Below are 22,707 nucleotides of genomic sequence, written 5' to 3'. Positions count from 1 at the left end.
TGGTGAACTACATATCGCGCCATTATATGTAGACGCGTGCTTTAGCAGCGTCGGCTCACTAGAAAGAGACTTGTATGGCCAGCATGCATGAAGATGAGATCCGTTTAGAGTCTGAACTTCCGGCGACGGTCGCGGCATCACGCGTCCTGACACCTAACCTGGTGGTGCTTCTTGGGAGCACCTCGGCCCTGGCCGGTCTCGAATTGATGCGGCATATGCGAGTCCTCAAGCCAGGCGATCAGCAGCGCGTGGCCCTGGTCTATATCGATACCGACGATCCTCCGGCCCCCCTGGTCGAGTTTCGCCACCAGCACAACAATATCTTCCTGGAGTTTCCTCTGCGCATCTCGGTCCCCATAGGCATCTCCAGCGCCACGCGCATCGATGCCAGTGACCAGCATACCTTTATCCAGCAGCGCGTACCACAATACTTTACCAATGGCGCAGGCGGCATCCGCAACAACGGTCATGTCGCGGCCTGCTTCAACTATCAATATATTCATGAGGTGCTAGAGCACGCCCTGGTGGCTGTGGCACGCCTGGGGAGCGAGCAGAATATCTCTAAGACTGTGGGCGTGCAGGCCAATATTGTCGCCTTCCTTGGAGGCGGCACCGGTAGCGGCATCCTGGTAGATATCGCCGTCATGATTCGCGAGATTCTGACGCATCACCAGTATAAACAGCGCATCAATGTCTTCTGTATGCTTCCCGAGGCCGTAAATGGCGCGACCGCCAATGACCTGCGCTGGCGCAAGAGCAATGCCACCGCCTGCCTGCTAGAGGTACTGGCCTATAGTCGCGCCGCCGCCACATCTCCCACTGGCGAGTATCAGAAATATATGCGCAACCGCATGCACCGCCTGACCAACGACCCCATCGCTAACGAGATCTACCTGATCGGCAATGCCTCTATGAACGATAGCATCGATACGGCGCGCATCGTCGGCATGGATCTCTTTCAACGTACGACGAACGCGGCTGGTGTTGGCTTCCTGGAACATTCAAAGTGGCTGGATCGTCGCACCCTTGGCTCGACGGATGACCGTGGCCTGCCCACACTCTTTGGCACGACCTGTCCGCTTGAGGTATGCTTCCCTGCCCCCGAGACGGTTCAAGCCTTCGCCCAGGTCTCGGCCTCCTACCTGCTTCCTCTCCTCGCCAGTTATCAACCTGCCACAAGAGAGACGGGCGAGAACGAGCGGCGTGCCTGGAGCAAGGAATGGAATAGCGTGGGGCGCATCGAGGCCGACGAGAGTAATCCCTTCGCCGTGCGCCTGGGCGTCTTCCGCAGCGGCGATTTCGAGGAGGCCTCGCAGGCCCATCTCGATCTCCTCTGGGCTAAACTAGAGCGCTTCGAGCGCAATACCGAGGCGCGTATGCAAGAGATCACTGACTTGAAGGCCCGTGAAGAGCATCGACATATTGAAGGTGTCGACACCTTTGAGGAGAATGATACAGGTCAGACAAGCCTTTTTAACCGGCGCGTGCAGCATCTGCGTTCTCTTCAGCAGGAGTATCGCTTTATGCTTGAGCGCTTGCAGGAGGGAGAGCCACCCAGGGTCCCCATGCGCCCCTATGAGCTTGAAGAACGACTTGTGCGTCAGCCCCACCTGCCTGGTGCCCTGCGCCGCGTCACACGTGACTACGCCGGTGCCCTGGCCGAGGCTTACAATGAGCGCCTGCACCGTCACGCCCTGGCTACGCGCTACCACCTGCTAGAGCATCTTCTGCATGATCTCAATGAACGCGTGCGTGAGGCCCTCAATCAGTCGCTCTCCTGGTTTCAGAGCGCCAGCACCACCGAGCGAGCGCGTGAGCTGCGTCTGAAGGGCCAGGCCAGCATGGCCTGGTATGGCAAGCTAGAAAACCCTCACCCTCACCAGCGCCATCTCTTCGACTTGAGCACACTACGTACACTCAACGATCACAACATCGCCGTGGAGCGCCTCTATCGCTGGTCCACGGCTGGAGACATGTCGCTGGAAGATGAGCAGCAGGCCATTAACTACCAGGACTTCATCAAGCCCTGTACCGAGTTTCTTGCCCGCACGACCAGCGCTCCCGGCAGCAATACGCTCTCCATTGAGCGCTATATCGCCGCCCGATTGGCGGATCGCGTGGTCGATTTCTTTCGCGAATACTACACGAAACGCTTCGCGGATATGAATCTCTTTGAGCTCCTGGATAAAGCCACGCCACCGGCGTATAACGGGCAGACGCATGGCGAGCAGATCAGTAGCTACTTCATTGCGCACCTGGAGCACATCTATGGCCTGCTCTCTAGCCTCGTGACCTTTGAGGCCGAACTCTGGCCAGAGGGCCCCTCTACGCTGGATACCTCACTCTTTATGGGCCTGGCTTGGCGTGATGGCAGTCAGGAGGCCCTCTTCAAGCAGGCCCTACAACATATGAGCGCCTTCGCCAGTCATGGCCAGACCCCGCTGGTCAACGTCATGCATGATCCGCATCGCCTGCAAGTCAGCTATGGCCTGCATGCACTGAGCCTCAGCACGGTGCGCGACTTCTATCTCGAACACAATAGCGCCATGGAATGCTACCAGCATTTCCAGCGCGCCTGGGAGGAGAGCCATGGCACTGGTCTGATGCCGGTCCATAGCTCAGGTGAGGCTGAACACCTGGTTACAGACAGGAACGCGCTCGGCTATGCTCTTCCCCTGCCCGAGATGGTCATCCGCCGCTCCTCGACTCCGGTGACACAGCCAACTTCGCCAACAAGCGCTCAGAAGCCTGCTGAATCTTAAGAAAGGAGGAGACTATGCGCGCGCCTATTCATCTCCGTTTTCGCCCGGGACTGGTCATCTTCGTCGATGAGACGGGGCAGCATATTTGCACACAGTTCATGTCGCTCCTCCAGCGGACAAAGCCGGGCAGTGTTCTCTGCCAGGGTATGACCCTGCTTCAGCTCGACACGCAGAAACGCACGGCAACCCGACTCCCCCTGACCCGGCCACTTGAGCAGGCGCAAATATCCACAGCAGAGGCAAGACCTTTTGAACTCCTGGTCACACACACCTTGCAAGAGATCCAATCCAACCAGCTTATCACGGGAATTACACGCGCGGGCTATCCTGTACCTGATTCTCGCGCACAAATTTATATCGTTGGAGATCCCACGCATAGCCCTCTCGCCCAGGTTCAGCAAGCCCTACAGGCTCAACTACAACGCACCAATAACCATTCGTTCATCTGCTCTATGCTCCGCACCCAGCTGGAAGCGCCCCTGAATCTTGCGCTCCCAACTCACTTCTGCTATCTCTATCAAGGGAACTCGATCCAGCCACAGCAGGCCTTTCTCTCGGAGGACGAGACCTGCTATGCCATCGCGGAGGCGCTCTTTACCCTGCTACTCACCAGTATCACGACCGAACCCTTCTTCATGGAAATGATTCGTGGTGGCACCAATCCGGCCACCCCAATTGTTGTGGGTAGCCTTAGCACTAGCCTGGTGCTCTCTCCCCGAGAGACCATTCAAGACTACTGTGCGCTACGCCTTGGCAGAGATCTCCTTGAGCAATGGCGGCGCGGTCTCCAGGAAACGCCTATCGCGACAAGCAGGCGAGAGGAGCTACAGACCGGGGCGCGTGGCTTCGCCAAGACGCTTACCCACTGGCTGGAGGACAGCCAGAAGCGTCCCCTCACCAATACCACACACGGCTTACATTGGAGCATGCATCCACACCAGCGCCCAGAGCATCTCGCCCCCAGCTTGGATGGGCTCCGCTCAACGCCTCCATCTCAGCTACCAAACTCTGAAGACACGGCTCGGCTACACAGCCAGCTCTCAGAGCAAGAGCAGGCGCTCTTCGCCTGCTTCTGGCCCGAAGCAGTACAGTACGCCTTCACTCATCAGCCTGGAGTGGCTATGAACTGGAGCGAGCTGGTCGCGTGTCGCGCGAAGAAGGCTCCTGAGCGCTATAACGCATGGAATGCAAGCGCCACGCTCGCCTGGCAGGCTATGTCTACACTCATCAACACAAGCCTTCAGCAGATCACTACAGAGACAAGCCAGGTTGATGAAACCGGGCTACATCTCGCCATGCTCTATATCGACGAATTCGCCGCGCAAGTGGCACAACTCGAAAGGCGCTGCCTCGCCTGGCAGAGCGTCCATCAACGAGGCTATAACGAGACCATGCACACATTTGCGGCACGCGTTGGCCTCCCTCAAGCCACACCTGCCGCTCTCGAAGAGCCGCCTCAAGCAGACAAACAGCCTTCATCAGGCCTGACCACTGAAGAGACAGAAATCGCTCAACGCCTGGGGGAGCGTCTCACTCGGCGTGAGGCCCGCGTACCTTCTCCAGCGGCCCAGGCCCTGATCGCACTCCCTTTTCTCATTGCCGTACTCATCACCCTGCCTCTCCTATATCCCATAAGCATATTAGCAAACATCATAGCAGGCGTGAGCACAGCTACATTCCTTGCGCATGGCCTCTTTCATTATCAGCGTCAGCAAGCCGTGCGAGTCGCCCGATCCGACCTGCTAGACTTCCATCGCCTGGCGTATGTCCACCGTTGCGAGCTTCGCGAGGACGAACTTCGCACAAAGCTCATACAGGAGCTACAGGACAGAGTCCACGATCTACGCAAGCGTCTGCATGACCTGGCCCCATGCTTTGTAACTCTACGCGACCAGTTTAGCGAGCAGGCCGAGCGCCTTCAGCAGGAGCTCTACAACAGCCCTGCTGGATCGCGCGACGTGCTTGTAGTCAATGGAGAGCTCCTGCAGCGTGGGTCGAGTAATACACTTGAGGAGATCGTCGAGCAGGTTAATAAGATGCGCACGCTCGCCCCCGTACAGTCCTGGCATCAGACCCTGCCAGCCATCCAGCAGCACTTCTTGCGCACGCTTACAGCGACAGGCCAGAGCCTGCCTACCAGCAACCAGGATAACCTGCGCCGCCAGCTCATAGCCTTCGCCCGTGAGATTATACAACCATACTGCTCCGGCGAGATGACGGAACTCGGTCCCGCTCTTACAAAGGATGATGCCTGGCGCGAAGCCTTCACACAGGCGCGCAAGCTACTCTACCAGCCAGGGCCTGGCATGTCTGAGCAGAGCGTGACTTTTGTGTGTGGGCGTGAAAGAGAGCTACAACGGAACGCGCTCCATATCCCTGACGACGCCTACCCTGTATACCTGCCCGAAACACATCCCTGGCTCATTATCGCCACCTTTAGTCGCGGCAACTTGCTTACAGCGGAGGAAAGCTATGCCAGAACCTACACCCACGCCCACCACGACGACAGTTCAAACTCAGCGTGAAGAGGCACAATCTGAGTCCTTGAGAGACATCATTCGCCAGTATGCCGGTTGGTATCCACGCTGGTGGCTCCTGGCCGCGTTTCTCTGTACGTTTACTATTGTCGCAGGTATGCTAACCTGGGATGGCCTGCTCTGCCCCTCGGCCAGGATTAGCAGTAATGACGCGCTCATCTGCCATGTGCCCAATGTCCCCTATCTCCTCCAGATCCTGCTCATCTGGCTGCTCTTCGGCCTCCTCTGGCTCCTCATCTTCACCTTTGGCTTCAAACTCGCCGAGCTGCCTACCGACCAGCCAGGCACATTAGGTAGAATCCTGCACGCCTGTACAGCCTTTGAGCCACTGTATCCCGCGCTCCTGGCTCAAGGGGCTATCTCCTGGCTCCTCATTAACATCATGTGGTGGCGCGACAACTCACCGCCCATCCCCTTTGCCCTGCTGGCGATCAGCGTCTTCATCGCCCATTGTAGTCTCTTTCACCACAGCCCACCTGCGCGGCATCGCCTCTATCTCAGCACTTACGGCCTGCTCTGCCTGCTCCTACTGCTTGCCGAGGTTCTCTTCAAGCGCAATTTTCAAGCCCACCTGGGAGATGAATGGCTGCTCCTGACCATCGAGATCCTGCTTGTATTCGTCGGCATTGGCGCCATCTTCTGGCGCTCCCAGCCCACCAGGCCAACCAGGCATCAGCTACCTGCCAGCATGAACGCCTCCATCTCGCCCCTCACCGTCCTGAGCAGCCTCTGGCCCTTTAACCACCTCTTCCCACCACAACGGTAATTGCTGGCCCCACATATCGGCACGCGCCCAAAGAACTTGACTGGGAAATTTTGTCCGGACAAATTGCCACGTAAGAACCTGGGAAGTCATCGCACGCGATGGCTTCCCAGGCCAACCACCAGTAGCCGCGTGGACGTGCTACCGCTGGCTGGCTGTATATGCGGCGTTATTCTGCTCGATCTGGCGAATGTGGACGAGATCGTGCTCGGCCCAATGCTCAAGCCACTTCTCGACGGTGAATTCGCCGTAGCCGGGGTGGAAACCTGTACGCGCCCAATCCTCCTCGCTCAAGAAGGTCAGGATGTTCAGGCTGGCTGCACGCTGAATAGCGAAGTCGTGTAACAACTCGCTCACAGCGTCACGTGAGGTATTGCGATGACTATGCCACTTCTTCTCATCATTATCAGCAAGCGTAGGATGTTCCTCTTTGACCATACGCTCCACACGCGTGCACATGACAAACATCTCGTCGTCTACCAGGTGAGCCAGGATCTCGCGTGTGCTCCACTCCTCCGCGCCCAGGCGAAAGTCCAGCACCTCATCGCTTAAGCTCGCGGTCAATCCCGCCAGCGCCCCATGTGTCTGCTCTAAAGTAGCAATTAACTGAGCACGATTTGCATTCATATGTTTATCCTCACCTCTCAAAAATAAGCGATTTAACTATCCTTACTCTAACACACCTACAAGCCCAGGCGTTAGCAATAGTTTTCGATTGCATCCATCATTTTTTTTGATACTACAGAGAAGTTCTGAGAAAATACAAAATTCGGTCAAATTTTGCGTTAAATCGCTTCCCTAAATCGCGACATAGAAGTAATAGACATGATAGACTACTTCGAGAGGGACGTACCGATGGAGAATATGGACGAAGCCATACACAATATAGAAACCATCCTTAGCAGCGAGAGGCCGCGCCTGGTACGCCTCTGCACCCGCCTGGCCGGAGACGCACACGTGGCGGAGGACCTGGTACAGGAGACATTGCTAGAGGCCTGGAAACATCTAGAGGGCCTGCGTGAGCCAGAGAAAGTCTCTGCATGGCTGTCAGGGATCGCGCGCAATGTCTACCTGCGCTGGGCACGCCAGCAGGGGCGCCAGCAGGAGCAAAGCCTTCATCTACAAACAGAGCCAGATGAGAGCCTGAATGTGCTTGAAGAGACACTGGCCGATGAGTTTGACATGGAGGTCGAGCTGGAGCGCAAAGAGTTGGCCGAACTGCTGGACCGCGCCATGGACCTGCTTCCACCCGAGACTCGTACCTCGCTCCTTGAGCGCTATGTGCGCCAGTCATCTCTCTCCGAGGTCGCCAGCCTGATGGGAGTCAATATTCATACCGCCTCCATGCGCCTCAAGCGCGGGACCCTGGCCCTGCGCCGCGTCCTGACCGACGAGTTTAAACTGGAAACAGAAGCTTATGTCCCCAATGAGAACGCCGAATGGACCCAGCTCGCGCTCTGGTGTCATCACTGTGGACAACAGCGTATGCTGGGCAAGCTCGACCCGGTGCAGGGCGACCTCTACTTAAAGTGTCCCGCCTGTTGTCCGCGCACGAACGACTATGTCTCCTGGAACACCGGCATCAAGTTCCTGGAGGGCTTCAAGACCTTCAAGCCCGCGATCTCGCGCCTGGATAAATGGGCCAGTGGCTATTACCGTACCGCTCTACGAGAAGGCTCCGTCACCTGCATTGATTGCGGTCACCCGGTACCTCTCAACTTTGGCATACCCGCCGAAACCTCAAGCTGGATTCGTCAACGCAATGCCATCGTCATTGATCTACTCTGTAATCACTGTGGCTCCCGCTGCCATACCTGCATGGATACCCTGGCCTTCGACCTGCCAGAGGTCCAGGCCTTCCGCCACCGCTATCCACGCATCCGCCTCCTGCCACCTCGTAGCATTGAGGCCGAGGGCGTACCCGCCCTCATCGCCACCTGCGAGAGCATTACCAGCGCAGCCAGGATTGAGGTCGTCGCGACCCGCGAGCGCTTCGATGTGCTCAACATCTATGGAGGTTAGGCAATGGGAGCAAGCATGGAACAGGAAAAAAATCTTCAAGCGGAGCAGAACACAGAGCTACCAGAGAAACGCTCGCTGCCCATCTACGCGCTCTTCCTCGCCAATACGGTCTCCCTGATTGGCGATAGATTGATGTTTATCGCTATACCCTGGCTGGTCCTACAGACCACGGGCAGCGCGTCCAAAGCGGGCATTACGGCCTTCTTTGAGATGCTCGCGGTCGTGCTCTCATCCTTCTTCGGTAGCCAGCTTCTTGATAAGCTGGGATTCAAGCGCGTCAGTATCCTGGGGGACGTGGCCAGCGGCATCGCGGTCATGCTCATTCCCCTGTGTTATGAGACCATCGGCCTCAGCTTCTGGCAGTTGCAAGTCCTGGTCTTCCTGGCAGGCCTGCTTATGACACCGGGCAGTTCGGCACGCTATGCCCTCCTGCCAGACCTGATCAAGCTCTCGCGGATGCCTGCCGAGCGGGCAAACTCGCTCTATGACGGGGTCAGCCGTGTCTCTGGCTTCTTTGGCGCGCCCCTGGCTGGCGTACTGATCCTCGTTATTGGCACCAGCAACCTGCTCTGGGTGGATGGCGTGACCTTCTTCTTCTCGGCCCTCCTGCTCGCCTGGAGCATTCCAGCGAGCAAGGCAAAGCCGCGTGAGCAGGGACAAGAGCAGGGCAACTATCTGCAAAATCTGAAAGAGGGGCTGACATTTCTACGCCGCACACCGGTCATGTTTGCCATCGCCATCACCATCATGATTACCAATATGCTCGACCAGGGAATGTCTGGCGTACTGCTGCCAAGCTATGGGCAGAAGATACTGGAAAGCCCGGTTTCGCTTGGCTGGCTGAGCGCTGCCTGGGGAGGCGCGGCCTTCGCGGGAACCCTCCTCTTCGCCGCCATTGGTCATCGCCTCCCCAGGCGACTCACCTTTGGCCTCTGCTTCTGCTTTTCGACGATCCTGCGTTTCTTCGCTCTGGCCCTGGGTCTGCCCCTGCCTATACTCATTGTCTCTTACGCCATAGGCGGCGTGGCAATTGGTCCCATCAATCCCATCTTGAGCACCATGGAGCAGGAGTTAGTCCCTGCAGAACTGCGGGCGCGCGTCTTCGGCGCCCTCACTGCCATGGCCTTCCTGGGCATGCCCATCGGCGGACTGGTCGCTGGCTTCCTCGTCGACTGGCTCGGCATCACACCAGGAATCCTCATCTTCGGCTGCATCTACCTGCTCTCAACCATCTCACTCCTCTTCAATCCCAGCCTGAAGGGGATGGATCAGTCTAAAAGGACTACCATTGCCGATGGTATACAATAGTATGCCTTGATGAATACATAAGAAAAAGGGGAATAGAACCATTGCAATCACTTACTCAACTAGCTACATATAATAATGCCGTCTGGTGTGATACTATCTGTCGGTCTCATAACACTCTGGGAGAGTTTCATGATGATTTCTGGGTTTGTCAACAGCAAACGCCGATCTATTATCCCAACCTTGTGACGCTTACGCCAAAAGCCAACATTAACCTTGAACATAACGCTCTTGCTGAGTTTCTTACTACCAAAAGGGAATACGGTGTTTCTGTGAAGGATAGTTTCGCGATCCTGGATCTCGCCCCCTTTGGGTTTGAGCAGCTCTTTCAAGCACAATGGATCCTTAGAGAAATATCTGGAGAAACTGCCTCGACGAGAGACACTAATCTCCAATGGCGGCAAATCACATCAGAGAAGGAACTGCTACGCTGGGAAGAGGTATGGTCCCAAACATCGTTGTCTCAAAATCAACTCTTCCTCCCTACACTATTGCATGATGCAGACATCTGCTTTATCGCAGCTTACAAAGCAAAGCAGATCGTAGCAGGAGCGATTGCTAATAGAACTACCGGAGTAGTAGGCATCTCCAACGTCTTTACTCCCGAACAAGAGCCGGAAAAATACTGGGAAGGATTGGTCAGCATGATAGCTACCTGCTATCCTGATCTTCCTATTGTTGGATATGAGCAGGATGAGAGCCTGGAAACTACATTACGCGCTGGCTTTACGCCCCTGGGCCCATTAAGCGTGTGGCTAAAATAGCAAAGAGATATATCGATAAACTTAAAAACGTGACATACTAATAGGGGAACAGGTGCGGTCGACTGGCTGCTCCTGGTGGTAAGTAAGTGTGTATTTTTGCTAGAAAGCGATGTATGTATGTCAGATACGCAAGTGACGAGCTTTGCTGAAGATCGCTATGAGCGGATGCAGTATCGCCGTAGCGGCCGTAGCGGACTGCGCCTGCCGGCGATTTCGCTGGGGGCCTGGGAGACCTTTGGTGGCTATCGCGGCGAAGAGGTGGCGCGCGCCTGCCTCTATCGCGCCTTCGATCTGGGCATCACCCATTTTGACCTGGCCAATAACTATGGGCGTCCAGCGGGCAACGCGGAGAAGGTGGTGGGGAAGATCTTACGCGATATGCCACGCGATGAGCTGATTATCTCGAGCAAGGCAGGCTACTATATGTGGCCCGGCCCCTATGGCGATGGCCTCTCGAAGAAATATCTTGTGGCGAGCCTGGATCAGTCACTGAAACGCCTGGGTCTGGAGTATGTGGATATCTTCTATGCGCACCGTCCCGATCCCGAGACGCCGCTGGAAGAGACGATGGCAGCCCTCGATCTGATTGTGAAGCAAGGCAAGGCACTCTACATTGGTGTGAGCAACTTCACGGGGGCGCAGTTTGAGGAGGCGGTGGCGATCACCAAACAGATGGGCCTGGCGCCTATTACGATCCATCAGCCATACTATAACATGCTGGGACGTGGGCCAGAGCATAATCTCTTTGATCATACGCTGCGCGCGGGGAGCGGTGTCATTACTTTCAGCCCCCTGGCGCAGGGTCTGCTGAGCACCAAGTACCTGGGCGATAATATCCCCAGTGATTCACGCGCGGCTGAATGGTGGGACAAACAGCACGCCGAAAGGATGCTCACACCTGAGAAGCTGGAGCAGATTCGCGGCCTGAATAAGATCGCCCAGGAGCGCGGCCAGAGCCTCGCGCAAATGGCGCTGGCCTGGAATCTGCGCCACAAGGCCGTGACCAGCGTCCTGATCGGGGCCTCGAAGGTCGAGCAGATCGAAGAAAACGTCGCCGCGCTGAAGAACCTCGAATTCAGCGAGGACGAACTCAAGGCCATTGATAAGATCTCGCCCGTGCAAGTGTAGACGAATTATGTGTGGTGCACCCACCCTGTGGGGTCCATGCATGGACCCCACAGGGTGGGGCAAGGCTAACTCGCCAGCGAGATGAAGGCGATATCGACGGAGGAGGCGTACTGGAAGTCCCAATAGGAACAGATGCCCCAGCCTCCTCCGTCGGCGTACCAGTTGTAGTTACTGGTATGCACACTCTTATTGCCGGTTATTGACTCGACGATGCCAACATGGCCCAGGCTGCCCGCGCCCTGCACATAAGGTTGAAGGGCGATAATGGCGCCCACCGTTGGCGTACGTGAGATCACCCAGTTGTTGCTCTTGGCCTGGTCAGGCCATTTCCACGCATCGCCAAGCCAGGGCACCCAGACCCCATGCACCTGGTGAAAACGATAGGCCGCCCAGTAAGTACATTGACCTGCGGGAAAATTGTTACTCTTGCCAGCCACTGGCTTCTTCACAGGTGGTGGCTTAGGAGCAGGCGTGGGCGTTGGAGTCGGGACGGGAGTCGGGGGTTGTTTAGGAACGGGAGTGGGGGTTGGTGTTGGAGATGGAACCGGAGTGGGGGTTGGTGTTGGAGATGGAACCGGAGTTGAGCCTTGAGGCAGGGGGTGGTCAATATGCATAAAGTAGACATCACCACCACCAGGGGGACGGTCATATGTGTGCTGAGGATCATAGGCTAGAATGGCGCGCTCAAATTTCTGGTATGAGCGAGGCTTGCCAGGCTCGGGCGTATAGGCGTTGCCCAGGGGTAATCCAATGTGCGTCAAGCCATTCATGCCAGTAGTGCCAAAGAGGCGGTAAAAGTTCAGGATATTCCCGGTAAGAGTATAGCCTGTCTGCTTACAACGCCAGGTGTTGCTATCAACTGCGCTAAAAAATTTCGCGACCAGAGGATTATCTAGACCAAGCATTCTATTCTCCTCCACCATCACATATCCACGTCCAGGATCAGTAGAAGTGTCTATTCCCTACATTAGTGTCGCTATATTGTGTTGAGAGGCTTAAGATAAGTATACTCTATAAATCGTGTATTTGTATAGTGTATGTTTTCTCCCAGGTAAGCCTTCGCGCTTGGGGCGAGCTTGCGAGCCGGGACAGACTTCGAGGAGCTTGCCGCTTGCTCTTCAGCCTTTTTCGGGTTAAGATACGTTTTAACAAGCGCACAAGCGTAATCCTGGAGAGAGCTAGTAACTATGCTGATTCAAGATACTATCTTAATTAATGATTGGCATCCTATTGCCCGTTCTGCTGATATTGTCGAGGGAAAGCCGGTCGCGGCACGTTTACTGGGCGAGGACCTGGTATTATGGCGTAGCGCGGATGGGGAGATCCATGCCTGGCGCGATCTCTGCATTCACCGTGGCGCGAAACTCTCGCTGGGCAAGGCCACCAAGACGACACTGGCCTGCCCATATCACGGCTGGGTCTATAATGGCGAGGGGCGCTGCATTCGCTTCCCCGCCCATCCTGAGCAGTGTCCACCTGCCAAAGCCCAGGCGACGGTCTACCAGGCCCGTGAGCGGTACAATACCATCTGGGTCTCGCTGGGAGAGCCAGAGTGCGATATTCCCGTCTTTCCCGAATGGGACAACCAGAGGTTTAAGGCCGTCGTCTGTGGCCCTTACAAAGTGCGGGCCGGAGGGCCACGCCTGATCGAAAACTTTCTAGATGTGGCACACTTCCCCTTCGTTCACCAGGGAAGCCTGGGCGACCTGGAGCATACCGCTCTCTCCGATTATCAAGTCGATGTAACGCCGGATGAGATTGTCGCCAACGACATCTGTGTCTGGCAGCCTAATCCCATTGGCGTAGGCCAGGGCGCGTATATGCATTATATTTATAAAGTTCTACGTCCTCTCACGGCTTACCTGGCAAAGCAGGACGAGGATAATTCAGGGCTGGCCCTGCTCTTTACCATCACGCCTGTCGATATCGATCACTCCCTGGTCTGGACCTATGAGGCGACAACGACAAAGGATGAGTCGGACGAGGAAATCATCAAGTTCCAGGAGGGCATCCTCTTCGAAGATATTCCAGTCGTCGAATCACAGCGGCCCGAACTCCTGCCCCTGGACCTGCAAGCCGAGCTACACCTGCGCTCAGACAGGCTCTCTATCGCCTACCGGCGCTGGCTGCGCGAGAAAGGCGTCACCTTCGGTACAGCTTGATAAAGCGAAAAAGGGAGAGGTGCGTTAGCGCACACTCTCCCTCGCATGTTCCCGGCAAGAGGGCATGAAAGAACAAGCGATATGTCTGTCTCCCTGCTAACCTGTACTATCAGGAACATCCTATTTATAGGCGTTTGTGTTAGCACAGGGGGAATCGCTGGTCTTGTAGACCTTGGCCCAATCGCCTGGAGGTACAAGGCTCTGCGCATTATCCACAACTCCCTGCACGCAGGGCTTGAGGACATAGCTTGTAGCACGCTGGTCAATGGGAATCCAGGCGACATCATCCACAAGTTGCTGCTCAATCTGGTTGTACTGGGCAAGGCGCTCAGTATTGTTCTGATTGACGTCAGCCTTCAGCATCAAGTCCTGCATCTGCTTCTGCATCGCGACCGTCTTGGAATTCCCCATCCCATAATTGGTCGAGTCATTGGTCGAGCCATTGCCAAAGAGCAGGGTCGTCCAGTCCTCAGGATCGGGATAGTCCGCGCCCCAGGCCGCAAACCACATCTGCAATTTGCCATTGCCCACGGTATTTGAGACATCATCCAGGCGTTTGTTAAAGTCCTCGTCGTTGATGGTCACCGTGACACCCAGAGTATCCTTCCACTGCTGTTGCGCAAACTGGAAGAGGTTCTTGGCAGTCTGTGAGCCACCAGAGGCGACCGTCACCGTCACAGCAGGGAAGTTTGAAAGGGTATAACTCTCCTCCTGCATACCTTGCTGGAAGAGCTGCTTGGCCAGGTTTTTATCGCCCTTTGTGCTGGTCACGCCACCAGGAGCCTTGAGATTAGGATTATACCCCGGCATACCTTGAGGCACGATGTGGTTAGTCGCCAGGCGCGCACCCTTGTTGATGCGATCCTGAATGGCGTTTTTATCGATGGAAAGGGCAAAGGCCTGGCGGATCTTGATATTGTTAAAGGGCTTGGCCAGGTAGTTCATCGCAAAGTAGTCGATGGTCAACTGAGGCACCTGGCGATACTGCTTATTGGGCAGAGAGCGTGCCTCATCCAGGTTAGCAGTTGGCACACCGGCCTGGTCGATCTGGTTGGTCTTGTAGGCTTTGTAGGCTGTCTGTGGGTCTTTGTAGAAGGCGTATACCAGTTTCTGCAACTGAGGCTTACCACCCCAATAGTTGCTGTTAGGCACAAAGCTAACCTGCTTACCAGAGATATGCTGGTCTAGTTTGAAGGGACCCGAGCAGCCACCCTCGTTCAGGTGCTTAAGAAAATCTGTATCGCCATACTTCTGCACAAAACTTTTCTCCACAACATACGATGTCGGGTAGGTCAGAGCTTGCAGGAAGTACTGCGCGCTCTGGCTGGTCACGATCTTGACCGTTGTAGGATCAGGCGCGAAGAGGCTATCATTGATCAACGTGGGAACCTTGCCTGCAAAGCGCTTGTCTGAATCCTTGATCAGGCTCAGATAGGCTGGGGCCACCGTCGACTTCAGTTCCGGCTTGAGCGCACGGTCAATGCTGAAGATCACGTCGTCTGCGGTGATGGGATTGCCATCGCTGAACTTGAGGCCGTCGCGCAGCTTAAAGGTCCAGGTCAGACCATCGCTGGAGGTGCTCCAGTTCTGGGCCAGTTCGCCATACACTTTCAGATTATCATCGAGCTGTACCAGGCCTACAAACATCAGATTGAGGGCGTTAATCGAAGGGGCATCAGTCGAGAGGGCTGGATCGAGTGTCGCGACATCCGATATACCGCTCAGCGGGACGACGTACACCTGCTTGTCGTTAGAGAGCTTGGCTCCAGGCCCATTACCATTTCCCCCTGAGCTACCACCACAGGCGGTAACAAGCAGGGCCAGCAAGGTAAGAAACACTGGCCAGATAAGTATAGAGCGTTTTCTATCCGAAGGCATAACATCAACTCTCCTTTGAGGCTATAACATACACTAAATCACAAAAAAGACAATACGACTACAGAACAGGTTGTCGATATGAACTGACGACCTGATGCCGCACGAGGAGTTACGTATACTGCCCTATCAATTGTTGTGAAGCCAATAACGAGGAGAAAGAAAGGTCGATCCTTCGCTCTCGACCGGCATCTGCCTGCGCCCTTCAGGGTATCTTGCAGCGCCAAGCCACTATAGTACGGCTTCTCTTCACCCAAAATGTATATATACGTTGCTTAACTATCCTACACTAATTATACGTCGTTAACTTCGTAGATCTCACATAGAAAGAAACATTAAGGAACAAAATGCTTGATAGAAGAAGGGCATATAACCGGCTCCCCAGACCTGGGGAGCCAGTTGAGTGATGCTATTCTGCGACGTAAACGCGCGATTCCCAGGGGAGAATTGGCTCGCGCCCGGCACGCTTGGTAGGCACAACACGATCCTGAGTGACTTCGCGCCAGCGCATGCCTTTGGGCAGTTGAGGCCAGTTGTTGATAACGTATTCCGAGCGCTTATCCTTAGGGTTCGGGGTCCCGTAATCACTGAAGTTGGCTACGATGACTACTTTATTGCGGCTATCTGGCTCACCACGCACCCAGGCCATAATCCGCTTGCCATCCGCGAAATCGTTATGGATAAACTCCGTCTCGTTGACCCATAACGATTCGCAATTGGTGCGCAGGCGCACGAGGCGGGCCACGTGATCTACAATGCGCGCACGCCAGGGATCATAGCGCCGCTCAAAGTTTACAGCATCACGCTGCTTCTCCGGCCCCTCCGCAGGCGTGTCATGCTGGTCAGCAAACTCCTCGCCAGCCAGAATCATCGGGACGCCAACGGAGGTAATCAGGCAGGTAAAGGCCAGCTTGATGCGCTGCTCCTTCTCGTCGACCCCGCAGCTATTCAGGTAATCGAAGAGTCGCTCATTTCCATAGCCCTCGACATCATGCGAAGTGACGTAGTTGATGGCCTGCGAGCCATCGCCAAAACCCACCAGGCGGCAATCTACCATCTTCTTGACAGTCTTCTCGAAGCTCGCCTCATCGGGATGCTGCTGACCGATAATGGCCGCGCGTATATAGCGCTTAAAGTACTCGTTCCACAGACTATCCACGCGATGCTGATGCACCAGGTCGAGGGGCATGTCCAGCTCTTCACCGGTGACCAGGAAACGCGCGCCCGCGATCTCAGGCTCGTTGCCCTGCTCCACCCAGCGTGCCTGGTAGACGCGATGCCCCAGATCTTTAAAGCTCTCGACAAAATCCCAGCTCGCGATATTCACGATGCTATCGATGCGCACACCATCGATACGATAGTAACGCATCCAGTGGTCGAGATAGGCCAGCATAAAGGAGCGCGCCGGAATAAATTTACCCTGCTCCCCGGTGAATGGATCATAGCCCTCGACCTCGTGGTTATACTTGAACAGGTCGCTACCAAAGCCATCGCGCTTGATATCCCCCACATACTCTTCGGGATCGCCAGAATTCGCCTTGACAAAGAAATCGGCGTAGTTGATTGAGCGATAGGGATTGCGGGCCGCAAAGGCCATGACGACATCCGCGAAGAAACGCACGCCATTTTGATGGCAGGCACGGATCAAGCGCGCCAGCTCGGTCGTTGGTGCAGGCCGCCTGCCCTTCCCATAACTGCCCAGGTTATAGTCGGCAGTAAAGTAATTGGTGGTGGCATAGCCCCATCCACCATCGACATAGCTATCAGCGGGCGGCAACAACTCCAATGCCGTAATGCCCAGGTCACGGAGATGCGCTCGCCCCTCCTGCAAGACAGTCAAGCCAAAGAAACTGAAAGGTATGGCCCCAGGATCGACCAGCGCCAGGACATCACGAAAGTTGCCACCCGCGACCTGCACGCCACCCTCTTTGCGCATTCTAGCCCAGGCTGTGGGCAACTCATAGATAACCAGTTGCGTGTTGACCGGCAGGCTCTCCAGAGGGGGATCATTGCGCCAATCGGGACTCTGGCCCTCGGGATCGCACGGCACCAACTCACCATCCCGATACTTCACCACGCTCGCCGGATAGCGGTCTTCGTCGCCAAACGCGTCATCTTCTGGCTTTGGCGAGAGCAAGCGCCAATCGACATTGAGGGCGAAGGGATCGGTACAGAGGATACGCGGGTGACTTTCCTTGTAGGCATTGCTATCGGTGACCTCAAACCAGTAGTGATAGAGCTTACCGTTTTCGAGCTGGCAGTCCTTAGCCGCGATATCCCATAATCCCTCACCTTTTGCCGAAGGAGATAGGGTAAAAGCCTGCTCCTGGCCTAATGTTGGCGGTTCCCCAGGCACAAACTCACCGATAAGAAGCCTGGGAGCGGGATCGGTAACGGTAGGGCGCCAGAGCGCGAAGTGGGTTCTCTTATGTACCAGGAGGTCGGCCTCCGGCTGTGTCTCTGCCGGAGCTTTAATTACTTGCATCTATTACTACCTTTCACACGAGGTGGGGCTGCTCATTTTATGTAAGGGAATGGCATCGAAAGAATACCCTCACATATATAACTCGTATCACAGGCATAAATAGTCTCAACAAGATGACTTGAGTCTCTAAGTCAAAGCAATTGCCTTGCCTCTACCAGTAAACAGGCATACAATACAGGCATAGCAAAAGCGAAAAGGATCAATCTACATCATGAAATTTGCGCTTAATGCCCCCAACTTTGGCGCCTATAGCGACCCCCGCTTGCTCGCGGAACTGGCCCGGGAAGCAGAGGCTGCCGGTTGGGATGGCTTTTTTATCTGGGACCACATCCATCCAGGCCGCAACCTCGTAGAGCCAACAGCCGATCCCTGGATCGCGCTGGCCGCCATGGTCATGACAACAAGCAAAATTACACTGGGTTCGCTGGTAACTCCCTTGCCACGCCGCCGTCCCTGGAAGCTTGCTCGCGAGATCGTCACTCTTGACCACCTCTCGCAAGGACGCGTTATCCTGGGGCTGGGCATCGGCTCCGACCGCCGCCAGGAGTATAGTGGCTTTCAAGAGTCCGCAGACAGCAAGCGCCACGGCGAGATGCTCGATGAGGGTTTGGAGGTGCTTTTGGGGCTCTGGAGCGGCGAGCAATTCAGCTACGCGGGCAAACACTACCAGGTCAACGAAGAAGTTTTCCTGCCCAGGCCAGTTCAGCAGCCACGCATCCCCATCTGGCTGGCAGGAACGTGGCCACATAAGAAGCCCTTTCAACGCGCAGCACGCTGGGATGGCATCAATCCTATCTGTTGGCATAAAGCCTTGGCCGCCGAGGATTATCGCGAGATTCGCGCATATATCCAGCAGTATCGCACCAATGACGCACCTTTTGATGTCATCGCGAGCACACTTGAAACAGGCACGGACCCCGAAAAGGACCGCGCAATCGCCAAGGCTTATATAGATGCTGGCGTTACCTGGATGCAAGAGCGCATTGAGTGGCATACCAGCGTACCGCAAGCACTCGCGCGTATCAGGCAGGGGCCCATCCGCATCTAGCCAGCCAATGTGATAAGTTTTTTGTGCAATAAGGTGAGCACTTGAGCAGGCAGGAAGGAGTCGAACTGCCCTGAATGAGAGTAGCCCTTGACCCATAGAAATCAAGGGCTACTCCGCTTAGATTGGCTCTGACTGGAGAGGCCTACCTGATTTGTGGGCAAAAAGGTCCGAATTTTTCCCACAAGCTTCCTTGATGAGCTTTATTTGACAGCCTTTCCCGGCTTCAGCAGGGAACGTACTAATTGACTGGTCCCCCGAAAAAACTGTCCATTGGCCAGCATGGCCAACCCTTCCGCCATTCCCAGTGTCAGCGCGCCGCCACTAGAGATTGCCATCCCCCTCACTTGCCTCTTGACAACGGCTCTCCTGTCAACTATATTCTCTCTATAGATAAACCGTTTGTCGGTCTAAGAAAGAGAGATGTGATGACCCGAAGTGTCAAAGTCCACGAATACGCCGAGAAGCGCAACGCTATTTTGGATGTGGCAGCGCGTTACATTACGACCAAAGGCTATGAGCAGATGACGACCCAGGATATCCTGGAGGCACTCCAGATTTCCAGGGGCGCGTTCTATCATTATTTTGAGTCCAAGCAAGCCTTACTGATGGCGCTGGTGGAACGCATTGGAGAGCAAGCCGAGCAACTCGTGCTTCCCATCGCGTCTTCTCGCGAAATGGCCGCCCAGGACAAACTGTTGCGCGTCTTTGCCGTGCTCAACCAGCACAAACAAGAAAACCTGGACCTGGTATTCGCGTTTATGCGCGTCTGGTATGCCGATGAGAACGCTCTCTTTCGCCAGAAACTCTACCTGGCCCGTGTCAAACGACTCGCTCCCTGGCTCTCACAGATCATTCAGCAGGGAACAGACGAAGGCGTGTTCACCACTCCTTATCCTGATCAGTCAGCGAGAATGATCCTCTCCATAATTGAAGATCTTGGATATGCCACCGTTGAACTTCTCTTAGCGGAGGAGGGCGAGCATCCCGACATCTCTCGGCTGGTCCAGCTTGGCGAGGCGACGGCTGACGCGCTAGAGCGAGTGCTGGGCATGAAGCCAGGGTGCCTGCGGCAGTCCTGGAGCGAAGATTTCTCGCGCTGGCAGGCTCTCCTCGCATGATTCGAGAGCGACCCTTTTCTCATTCACACCAAACGTTAAAGATGCAGAGGAGAATATGTATGAACTCATATGTACTTGGCTTTCAGGAAATCGATAAAACAAAGCTTGCGATGGTCGGGGGTAAAGGCGCCAACCTGGGGGAACTCTCCAGAATTGATGGGGTAAGAGTACCGGAGGGCTTCTGCGTCACTACCGAAGCATATAAAAGCATCATCGGACAAACACCAGAGTTTCATGCTCTGCTGGAGCAACTCTCTCTTTTACAGGTGGAGGACAGGGAAAGGATTCGTGAAATCAGCGCAAAGATGCGCAGCGCCATCGAAGGAACAGCAATTGCAAAAGATATTGAAGAAGCAGTTACCAGCCATCTTATACAACTGGGAGAGAACAATGCCTATGCTGTGCGTTCCAGTGCTACAGCGGAGGATCTGCCGATGGCATCCTTTGCGGGCCAGCAGGATACGTATTTGAATATTCTAGGCAAGGAATCCATCCTGAAACACATCGGCAAGTGCTGGGCGTCCCTCTTTACGGACCGGGCGATGATTTACCGCATGCAGAACGGTTTCGATCACAACAAGGTCCAGCTGTCTGTCGTCATCCAGAAAATGGTTTTCCCAGAGGCAGCAGGGATTCTGTTTACAGCTGATCCGATCACGTCGAACAGGAAGGTGGTATCCATCGATGCCAGCTTCGGCCTTGGCGAGGCGCTGGTTTCCGGACTGGTGGATTCTGATCTTTATAAAGTACAAGAGGGCAAGATAGTCAGTAAGAAGATATCGACGAAAAAGCTGGCAATCTATGCGTTAACAGAAGGAGGCACGAAGGAACAGCCATTGGAGCCTGACCAGCAGAACAAACAAACTCTGACGGACGAGCAGATGTTACAGCTTGAACAAACAGGCAGAAGGATCGAGGCGTATTTTGGCCGCCCCCAGGACATTGAATGGTGTCTTTCTGAAGGTCAATTGTATATCATTCAGAGTCGTCCCATTACCACCTTATATCCGGTGCCGAATGTGAGCGATGGGAAAAATCATGTCTATATGTCGCTCGGTCACCAGCAGATGATGACAGATGTCCTTAAACCATTAGGCCTGTCCTTTGCCCCGATGTGGCTGAGCAAGCTTGGTGCGTCAGCGGTCGAGGCTGGCGGTAGGTGGTATATGGACGTCTCCCATGATCTTGCTTCGCCGGTGGCAGGAAAGATTTTTGTGAACAACGGTCTCGGTTCGGTAGACATGTTGATCCAGAAAGCGCTCTCCAACGTCCTGAAAAGGAAGGAGTATATCAAGTCATTGCCCCGTGGGAAGACAACACTGGGCTTGAGCGGCGGCACGACCGGGCAGATGGTTTCCGGGCTGTTCCAGGCGATGAAAATCTATCGAAAAAATGACGCGGGTCTCATGCAAAAAATGATCGCGAAAAATGACGCGCTGACGCAGGATGTAGCGCAGAGGATCAACGGCAAATCAGGAGACGAGCTGTTCGATTTTATTTTGCAGGATTTGGATGAGGCCTTTAAGACAATTGTGTTAGCCAACTATGGCGTGGGCATTGTTGGATTCTATCCGTCGAGTTGGCTGAGCAAAAACATGAAGAAATGGCTGGATGAAAAGAATATTACCGATGTCCTTTCTCAAGCGGTAGCCAATAATGTCACCACGGAAATGGGGCTTGAGCTTTTAGACGTGGCGGACGTTGTCCGGCCATATCCGGCTGTGCTGGAATATTTTCAACATGCCGACGATGAAACCTTTTTTGAGGAGTTGGAGAAGCTAGAAGGCGGCAAAGCCGTTGGTGATTCCATCCAGACATATCTCAGAAAATACGGCATGCGCGGCCCTGGAGAAATTGATATTACCAGGACACGATGGGCTGAGAAGCCGACGTTGCTGATTCCCATGATCATCACTAATGTCAAGAATTTCGAGCCGGGTTCCCACAAGACGATATTTGAGCAGAAACGGCTGGAAGCAGAGCAGAAGGAACAAGAGCTGATCAGCAGGGTAGAATGTCTGCCTGGTGGCAAACGCAAGGCGAAAAAGACAAAGAAGATGATCAGCGTTTTTCGCAATTTTGTCGGCTTCCGGGAATACCCCAAGTATGCCCTTATGCAGCGTTTTTATGTTTATAAGCAGGCTTTAAAGAAAGAGGCTGCCCTGCTGGTCCAGAAAAGAGTGATTCAAGAGCCGGAGGATATCTATTATCTCACCTTTGAGGAACTGCGGAAGGTTGCCAGCACGTACCAACTGGATTACAGTATCATCACGAAGCGAAAAGGGGATTACGAGGTCTTTGGGAAATTGACGCCTCCTCGTGTGATGACATCTGATGGTGAGATCATCACCGGTGAATACGACACTGCCGCATTCCCCAAGGGCGCTTTGATAGGAGTCCCTGTTTCTTCAGGGACCATTGAAGGACGGGCACGGATCGTTTTAAAACTGGAAGAGGCCGACATTGAGGAGGGCGATATCCTGGTCACAGCCTTTACCGACCCCAGCTGGACAGCGCTGTTCGTATCGATTAAAGGCCTGGTGACGGAAGTAGGCGGGATGATGACCCATGGCTCCGTTATCGCCAGAGAGTACGGTATTCCCGCGGTCGTGAGCGTAGAAAATGCAACCAAGCTGATTAAAGACGGACAAAGGATCCGGGTAAACGGAACGAAAGGATATGTGGAAATCCTGGAATAGTATGCTAATGCTCATCAGGTCATTATTAACTACATTTGT

16 protein-coding genes are annotated in these 22,707 nt (G+C 54.7%); 11 read left to right on the top strand and 5 right to left on the bottom strand.

All coding sequences use genetic code 11. The features are described from left to right. Positions 1–74 precede the first annotated feature (74 nt). Genes KTE_RS44355 through KTE_RS44345 form a run of 3 tightly spaced genes read left to right on the top strand, consistent with a single transcriptional unit; the run spans position 75 to position 6,065 of the window. On the top strand, positions 75–2,762 hold the full coding sequence (locus tag KTE_RS44355) for a tubulin-like doman-containing protein (protein ID WP_201393573.1): 2,688 nt from the start codon (positions 75–77) through the stop codon (positions 2,760–2,762). A gap of 14 nt (positions 2,763–2,776) precedes the next feature. After that, complete coding sequence (locus KTE_RS44350; protein WP_201393571.1) at positions 2,777–5,287, top strand: hypothetical protein; 2,511 nt, start codon at positions 2,777–2,779, stop codon at positions 5,285–5,287. Next, positions 5,235–6,065: a hypothetical protein gene (locus KTE_RS44345; RefSeq protein ID WP_201393569.1), complete on the top strand. Its 831-nt coding sequence runs from the start codon at positions 5,235–5,237 to the stop codon at positions 6,063–6,065. Before KTE_RS44350 ends, KTE_RS44345 begins: the two co-directional genes overlap by 53 nt. Before the next feature lie 138 nt (positions 6,066–6,203). Here the strand turns inward: KTE_RS44345 and KTE_RS44340 are convergent, their stop codons facing one another. Further along, positions 6,204–6,689 carry a DinB family protein gene (locus tag KTE_RS44340; RefSeq protein ID WP_201393567.1) on the bottom strand — a complete coding sequence of 162 codons (486 nt, stop codon included), beginning with the start codon at positions 6,687–6,689 and terminating at the stop codon, positions 6,204–6,206. Positions 6,690–6,926: 237 nt separating this feature from the next. On the opposite strand from KTE_RS44340, the gene KTE_RS44335 reads away from it, so the two are divergent. The 4 genes from KTE_RS44335 (at position 6,927) to KTE_RS44320 (ending at position 11,281) form a co-directional block, all read left to right on the top strand. Then, positions 6,927–8,084 carry an RNA polymerase sigma factor gene (locus KTE_RS44335; protein ID WP_201393565.1) on the top strand — a complete coding sequence of 386 codons (1,158 nt, stop codon included), beginning with the start codon at positions 6,927–6,929 and terminating at the stop codon, positions 8,082–8,084. Positions 8,085–8,099: 15 nt separating this feature from the next. Continuing rightward, positions 8,100–9,392: an MFS transporter gene (locus KTE_RS44330; protein WP_236601004.1), complete on the top strand. Its 1,293-nt coding sequence runs from the start codon at positions 8,100–8,102 to the stop codon at positions 9,390–9,392. A gap of 41 nt (positions 9,393–9,433) precedes the next feature. Beyond that, the gene (locus KTE_RS44325; RefSeq protein WP_201393561.1) at positions 9,434–10,153 is read left to right on the top strand and encodes a hypothetical protein; all 720 of its coding nucleotides are present in this window, start codon (positions 9,434–9,436) and stop codon (positions 10,151–10,153) included. A gap of 117 nt (positions 10,154–10,270) precedes the next feature. After that, entirely contained in the window at positions 10,271–11,281 is a 1,011-nt protein-coding gene (locus KTE_RS44320) for an aldo/keto reductase (protein ID WP_236601003.1), read from the top strand. 65 nt (positions 11,282–11,346) lie between these two features. Here KTE_RS44320 and KTE_RS44315 read toward each other — a convergent pair whose 3' ends face one another. Next, positions 11,347–12,186, bottom strand: a complete 840-nt coding sequence (locus KTE_RS44315) for a CHAP domain-containing protein (protein ID WP_236601002.1) — start codon at positions 12,184–12,186, stop codon at positions 11,347–11,349. Between the two features lie 282 nt (positions 12,187–12,468). On the opposite strand from KTE_RS44315, the gene KTE_RS44310 reads away from it, so the two are divergent. Beyond that, on the top strand, positions 12,469–13,443 hold the full coding sequence (locus KTE_RS44310; RefSeq protein WP_201393557.1) for an aromatic ring-hydroxylating dioxygenase subunit alpha: 975 nt from the start codon (positions 12,469–12,471) through the stop codon (positions 13,441–13,443). A 120-nt stretch (positions 13,444–13,563) separates the two neighbouring features. Here the strand turns inward: KTE_RS44310 and KTE_RS44305 are convergent, their stop codons facing one another. Next, positions 13,564–15,321: an ABC transporter substrate-binding protein gene (locus tag KTE_RS44305; protein WP_201393555.1), complete on the bottom strand. Its 1,758-nt coding sequence runs from the start codon at positions 15,319–15,321 to the stop codon at positions 13,564–13,566. A 406-nt stretch (positions 15,322–15,727) separates the two neighbouring features. Beyond that, complete coding sequence (locus KTE_RS44300; protein WP_201393553.1) at positions 15,728–17,803, bottom strand: alpha-amylase family glycosyl hydrolase; 2,076 nt, start codon at positions 17,801–17,803, stop codon at positions 15,728–15,730. Positions 17,804–18,014: 211 nt separating this feature from the next. Here KTE_RS44300 and KTE_RS44295 point away from each other — a divergent pair, with 211 nt between their 5' ends. After that, a complete protein-coding gene (locus KTE_RS44295; RefSeq protein WP_201393551.1) occupies positions 18,015–18,851 on the top strand; it encodes an LLM class flavin-dependent oxidoreductase in 837 nt (278 codons plus the stop codon). 200 nt (positions 18,852–19,051) lie between these two features. On the opposite strand, the gene KTE_RS49190 is transcribed toward KTE_RS44295, so the two are convergent. Next, entirely contained in the window at positions 19,052–19,186 is a 135-nt protein-coding gene (locus tag KTE_RS49190; protein ID WP_255553073.1) for a hypothetical protein, read from the bottom strand. A gap of 90 nt (positions 19,187–19,276) precedes the next feature. On the opposite strand from KTE_RS49190, the gene KTE_RS44290 reads away from it, so the two are divergent. Continuing rightward, positions 19,277–19,969 carry a TetR/AcrR family transcriptional regulator gene (locus tag KTE_RS44290; protein WP_201393549.1) on the top strand — a complete coding sequence of 231 codons (693 nt, stop codon included), beginning with the start codon at positions 19,277–19,279 and terminating at the stop codon, positions 19,967–19,969. Between the two features lie 59 nt (positions 19,970–20,028). Beyond that, positions 20,029–22,668: a phosphoenolpyruvate synthase gene (ppsA, locus tag KTE_RS44285; RefSeq protein ID WP_201393547.1), complete on the top strand. Its 2,640-nt coding sequence runs from the start codon at positions 20,029–20,031 to the stop codon at positions 22,666–22,668. The last annotated feature ends 39 nt before the right edge of the window (positions 22,669–22,707 follow it).

Origin of the sequence: Ktedonobacter sp. SOSP1-85 (genome assembly GCF_016587415.1) — a bacterium.
GTDB lineage: Bacteria > Chloroflexota > Ktedonobacteria > Ktedonobacterales > Ktedonobacteraceae > Ktedonobacter.
Note: the sequence above shows the minus strand (reverse complement) of the source record. Positions and strands in the feature narration are given on the sequence as shown.

Bases quoted from the DNA above. Each gene is read 5' to 3' on its own strand.
- KTE_RS44355 (WP_201393573.1), top strand. From the start codon at position 75: ATGGCCAGCATGCATGAAGATGAGATCCGTTTAGAGTCTGAACTTCCG.
- KTE_RS44350 (WP_201393571.1), top strand. From the start codon at position 2,777: ATGCGCGCGCCTATTCATCTCCGTTTTCGCCCGGGACTGGTCATCTTC.
- KTE_RS44345 (WP_201393569.1), top strand. From the start codon at position 5,235: ATGCCAGAACCTACACCCACGCCCACCACGACGACAGTTCAAACTCAG.
- KTE_RS44340 (WP_201393567.1), bottom strand. From the start codon at position 6,689: ATGAATGCAAATCGTGCTCAGTTAATTGCTACTTTAGAGCAGACACAT.
- KTE_RS44335 (WP_201393565.1), top strand. From the start codon at position 6,927: ATGGACGAAGCCATACACAATATAGAAACCATCCTTAGCAGCGAGAGG.
- KTE_RS44330 (WP_236601004.1), top strand. From the start codon at position 8,100: ATGGAACAGGAAAAAAATCTTCAAGCGGAGCAGAACACAGAGCTACCA.
- KTE_RS44320 (WP_236601003.1), top strand. From the start codon at position 10,271: ATGTCAGATACGCAAGTGACGAGCTTTGCTGAAGATCGCTATGAGCGG.
- KTE_RS44315 (WP_236601002.1), bottom strand. From the start codon at position 12,186: ATGCTTGGTCTAGATAATCCTCTGGTCGCGAAATTTTTTAGCGCAGTT.
- KTE_RS44310 (WP_201393557.1), top strand. From the start codon at position 12,469: ATGCTGATTCAAGATACTATCTTAATTAATGATTGGCATCCTATTGCC.
- KTE_RS44305 (WP_201393555.1), bottom strand. From the start codon at position 15,321: ATGCCTTCGGATAGAAAACGCTCTATACTTATCTGGCCAGTGTTTCTT.
- KTE_RS44300 (WP_201393553.1), bottom strand. From the start codon at position 17,803: ATGCAAGTAATTAAAGCTCCGGCAGAGACACAGCCGGAGGCCGACCTC.
- KTE_RS44295 (WP_201393551.1), top strand. From the start codon at position 18,015: ATGAAATTTGCGCTTAATGCCCCCAACTTTGGCGCCTATAGCGACCCC.
- KTE_RS49190 (WP_255553073.1), bottom strand. From the start codon at position 19,186: ATGGCAATCTCTAGTGGCGGCGCGCTGACACTGGGAATGGCGGAAGGG.
- KTE_RS44290 (WP_201393549.1), top strand. From the start codon at position 19,277: ATGACCCGAAGTGTCAAAGTCCACGAATACGCCGAGAAGCGCAACGCT.
- ppsA (WP_201393547.1), top strand. From the start codon at position 20,029: ATGAACTCATATGTACTTGGCTTTCAGGAAATCGATAAAACAAAGCTT.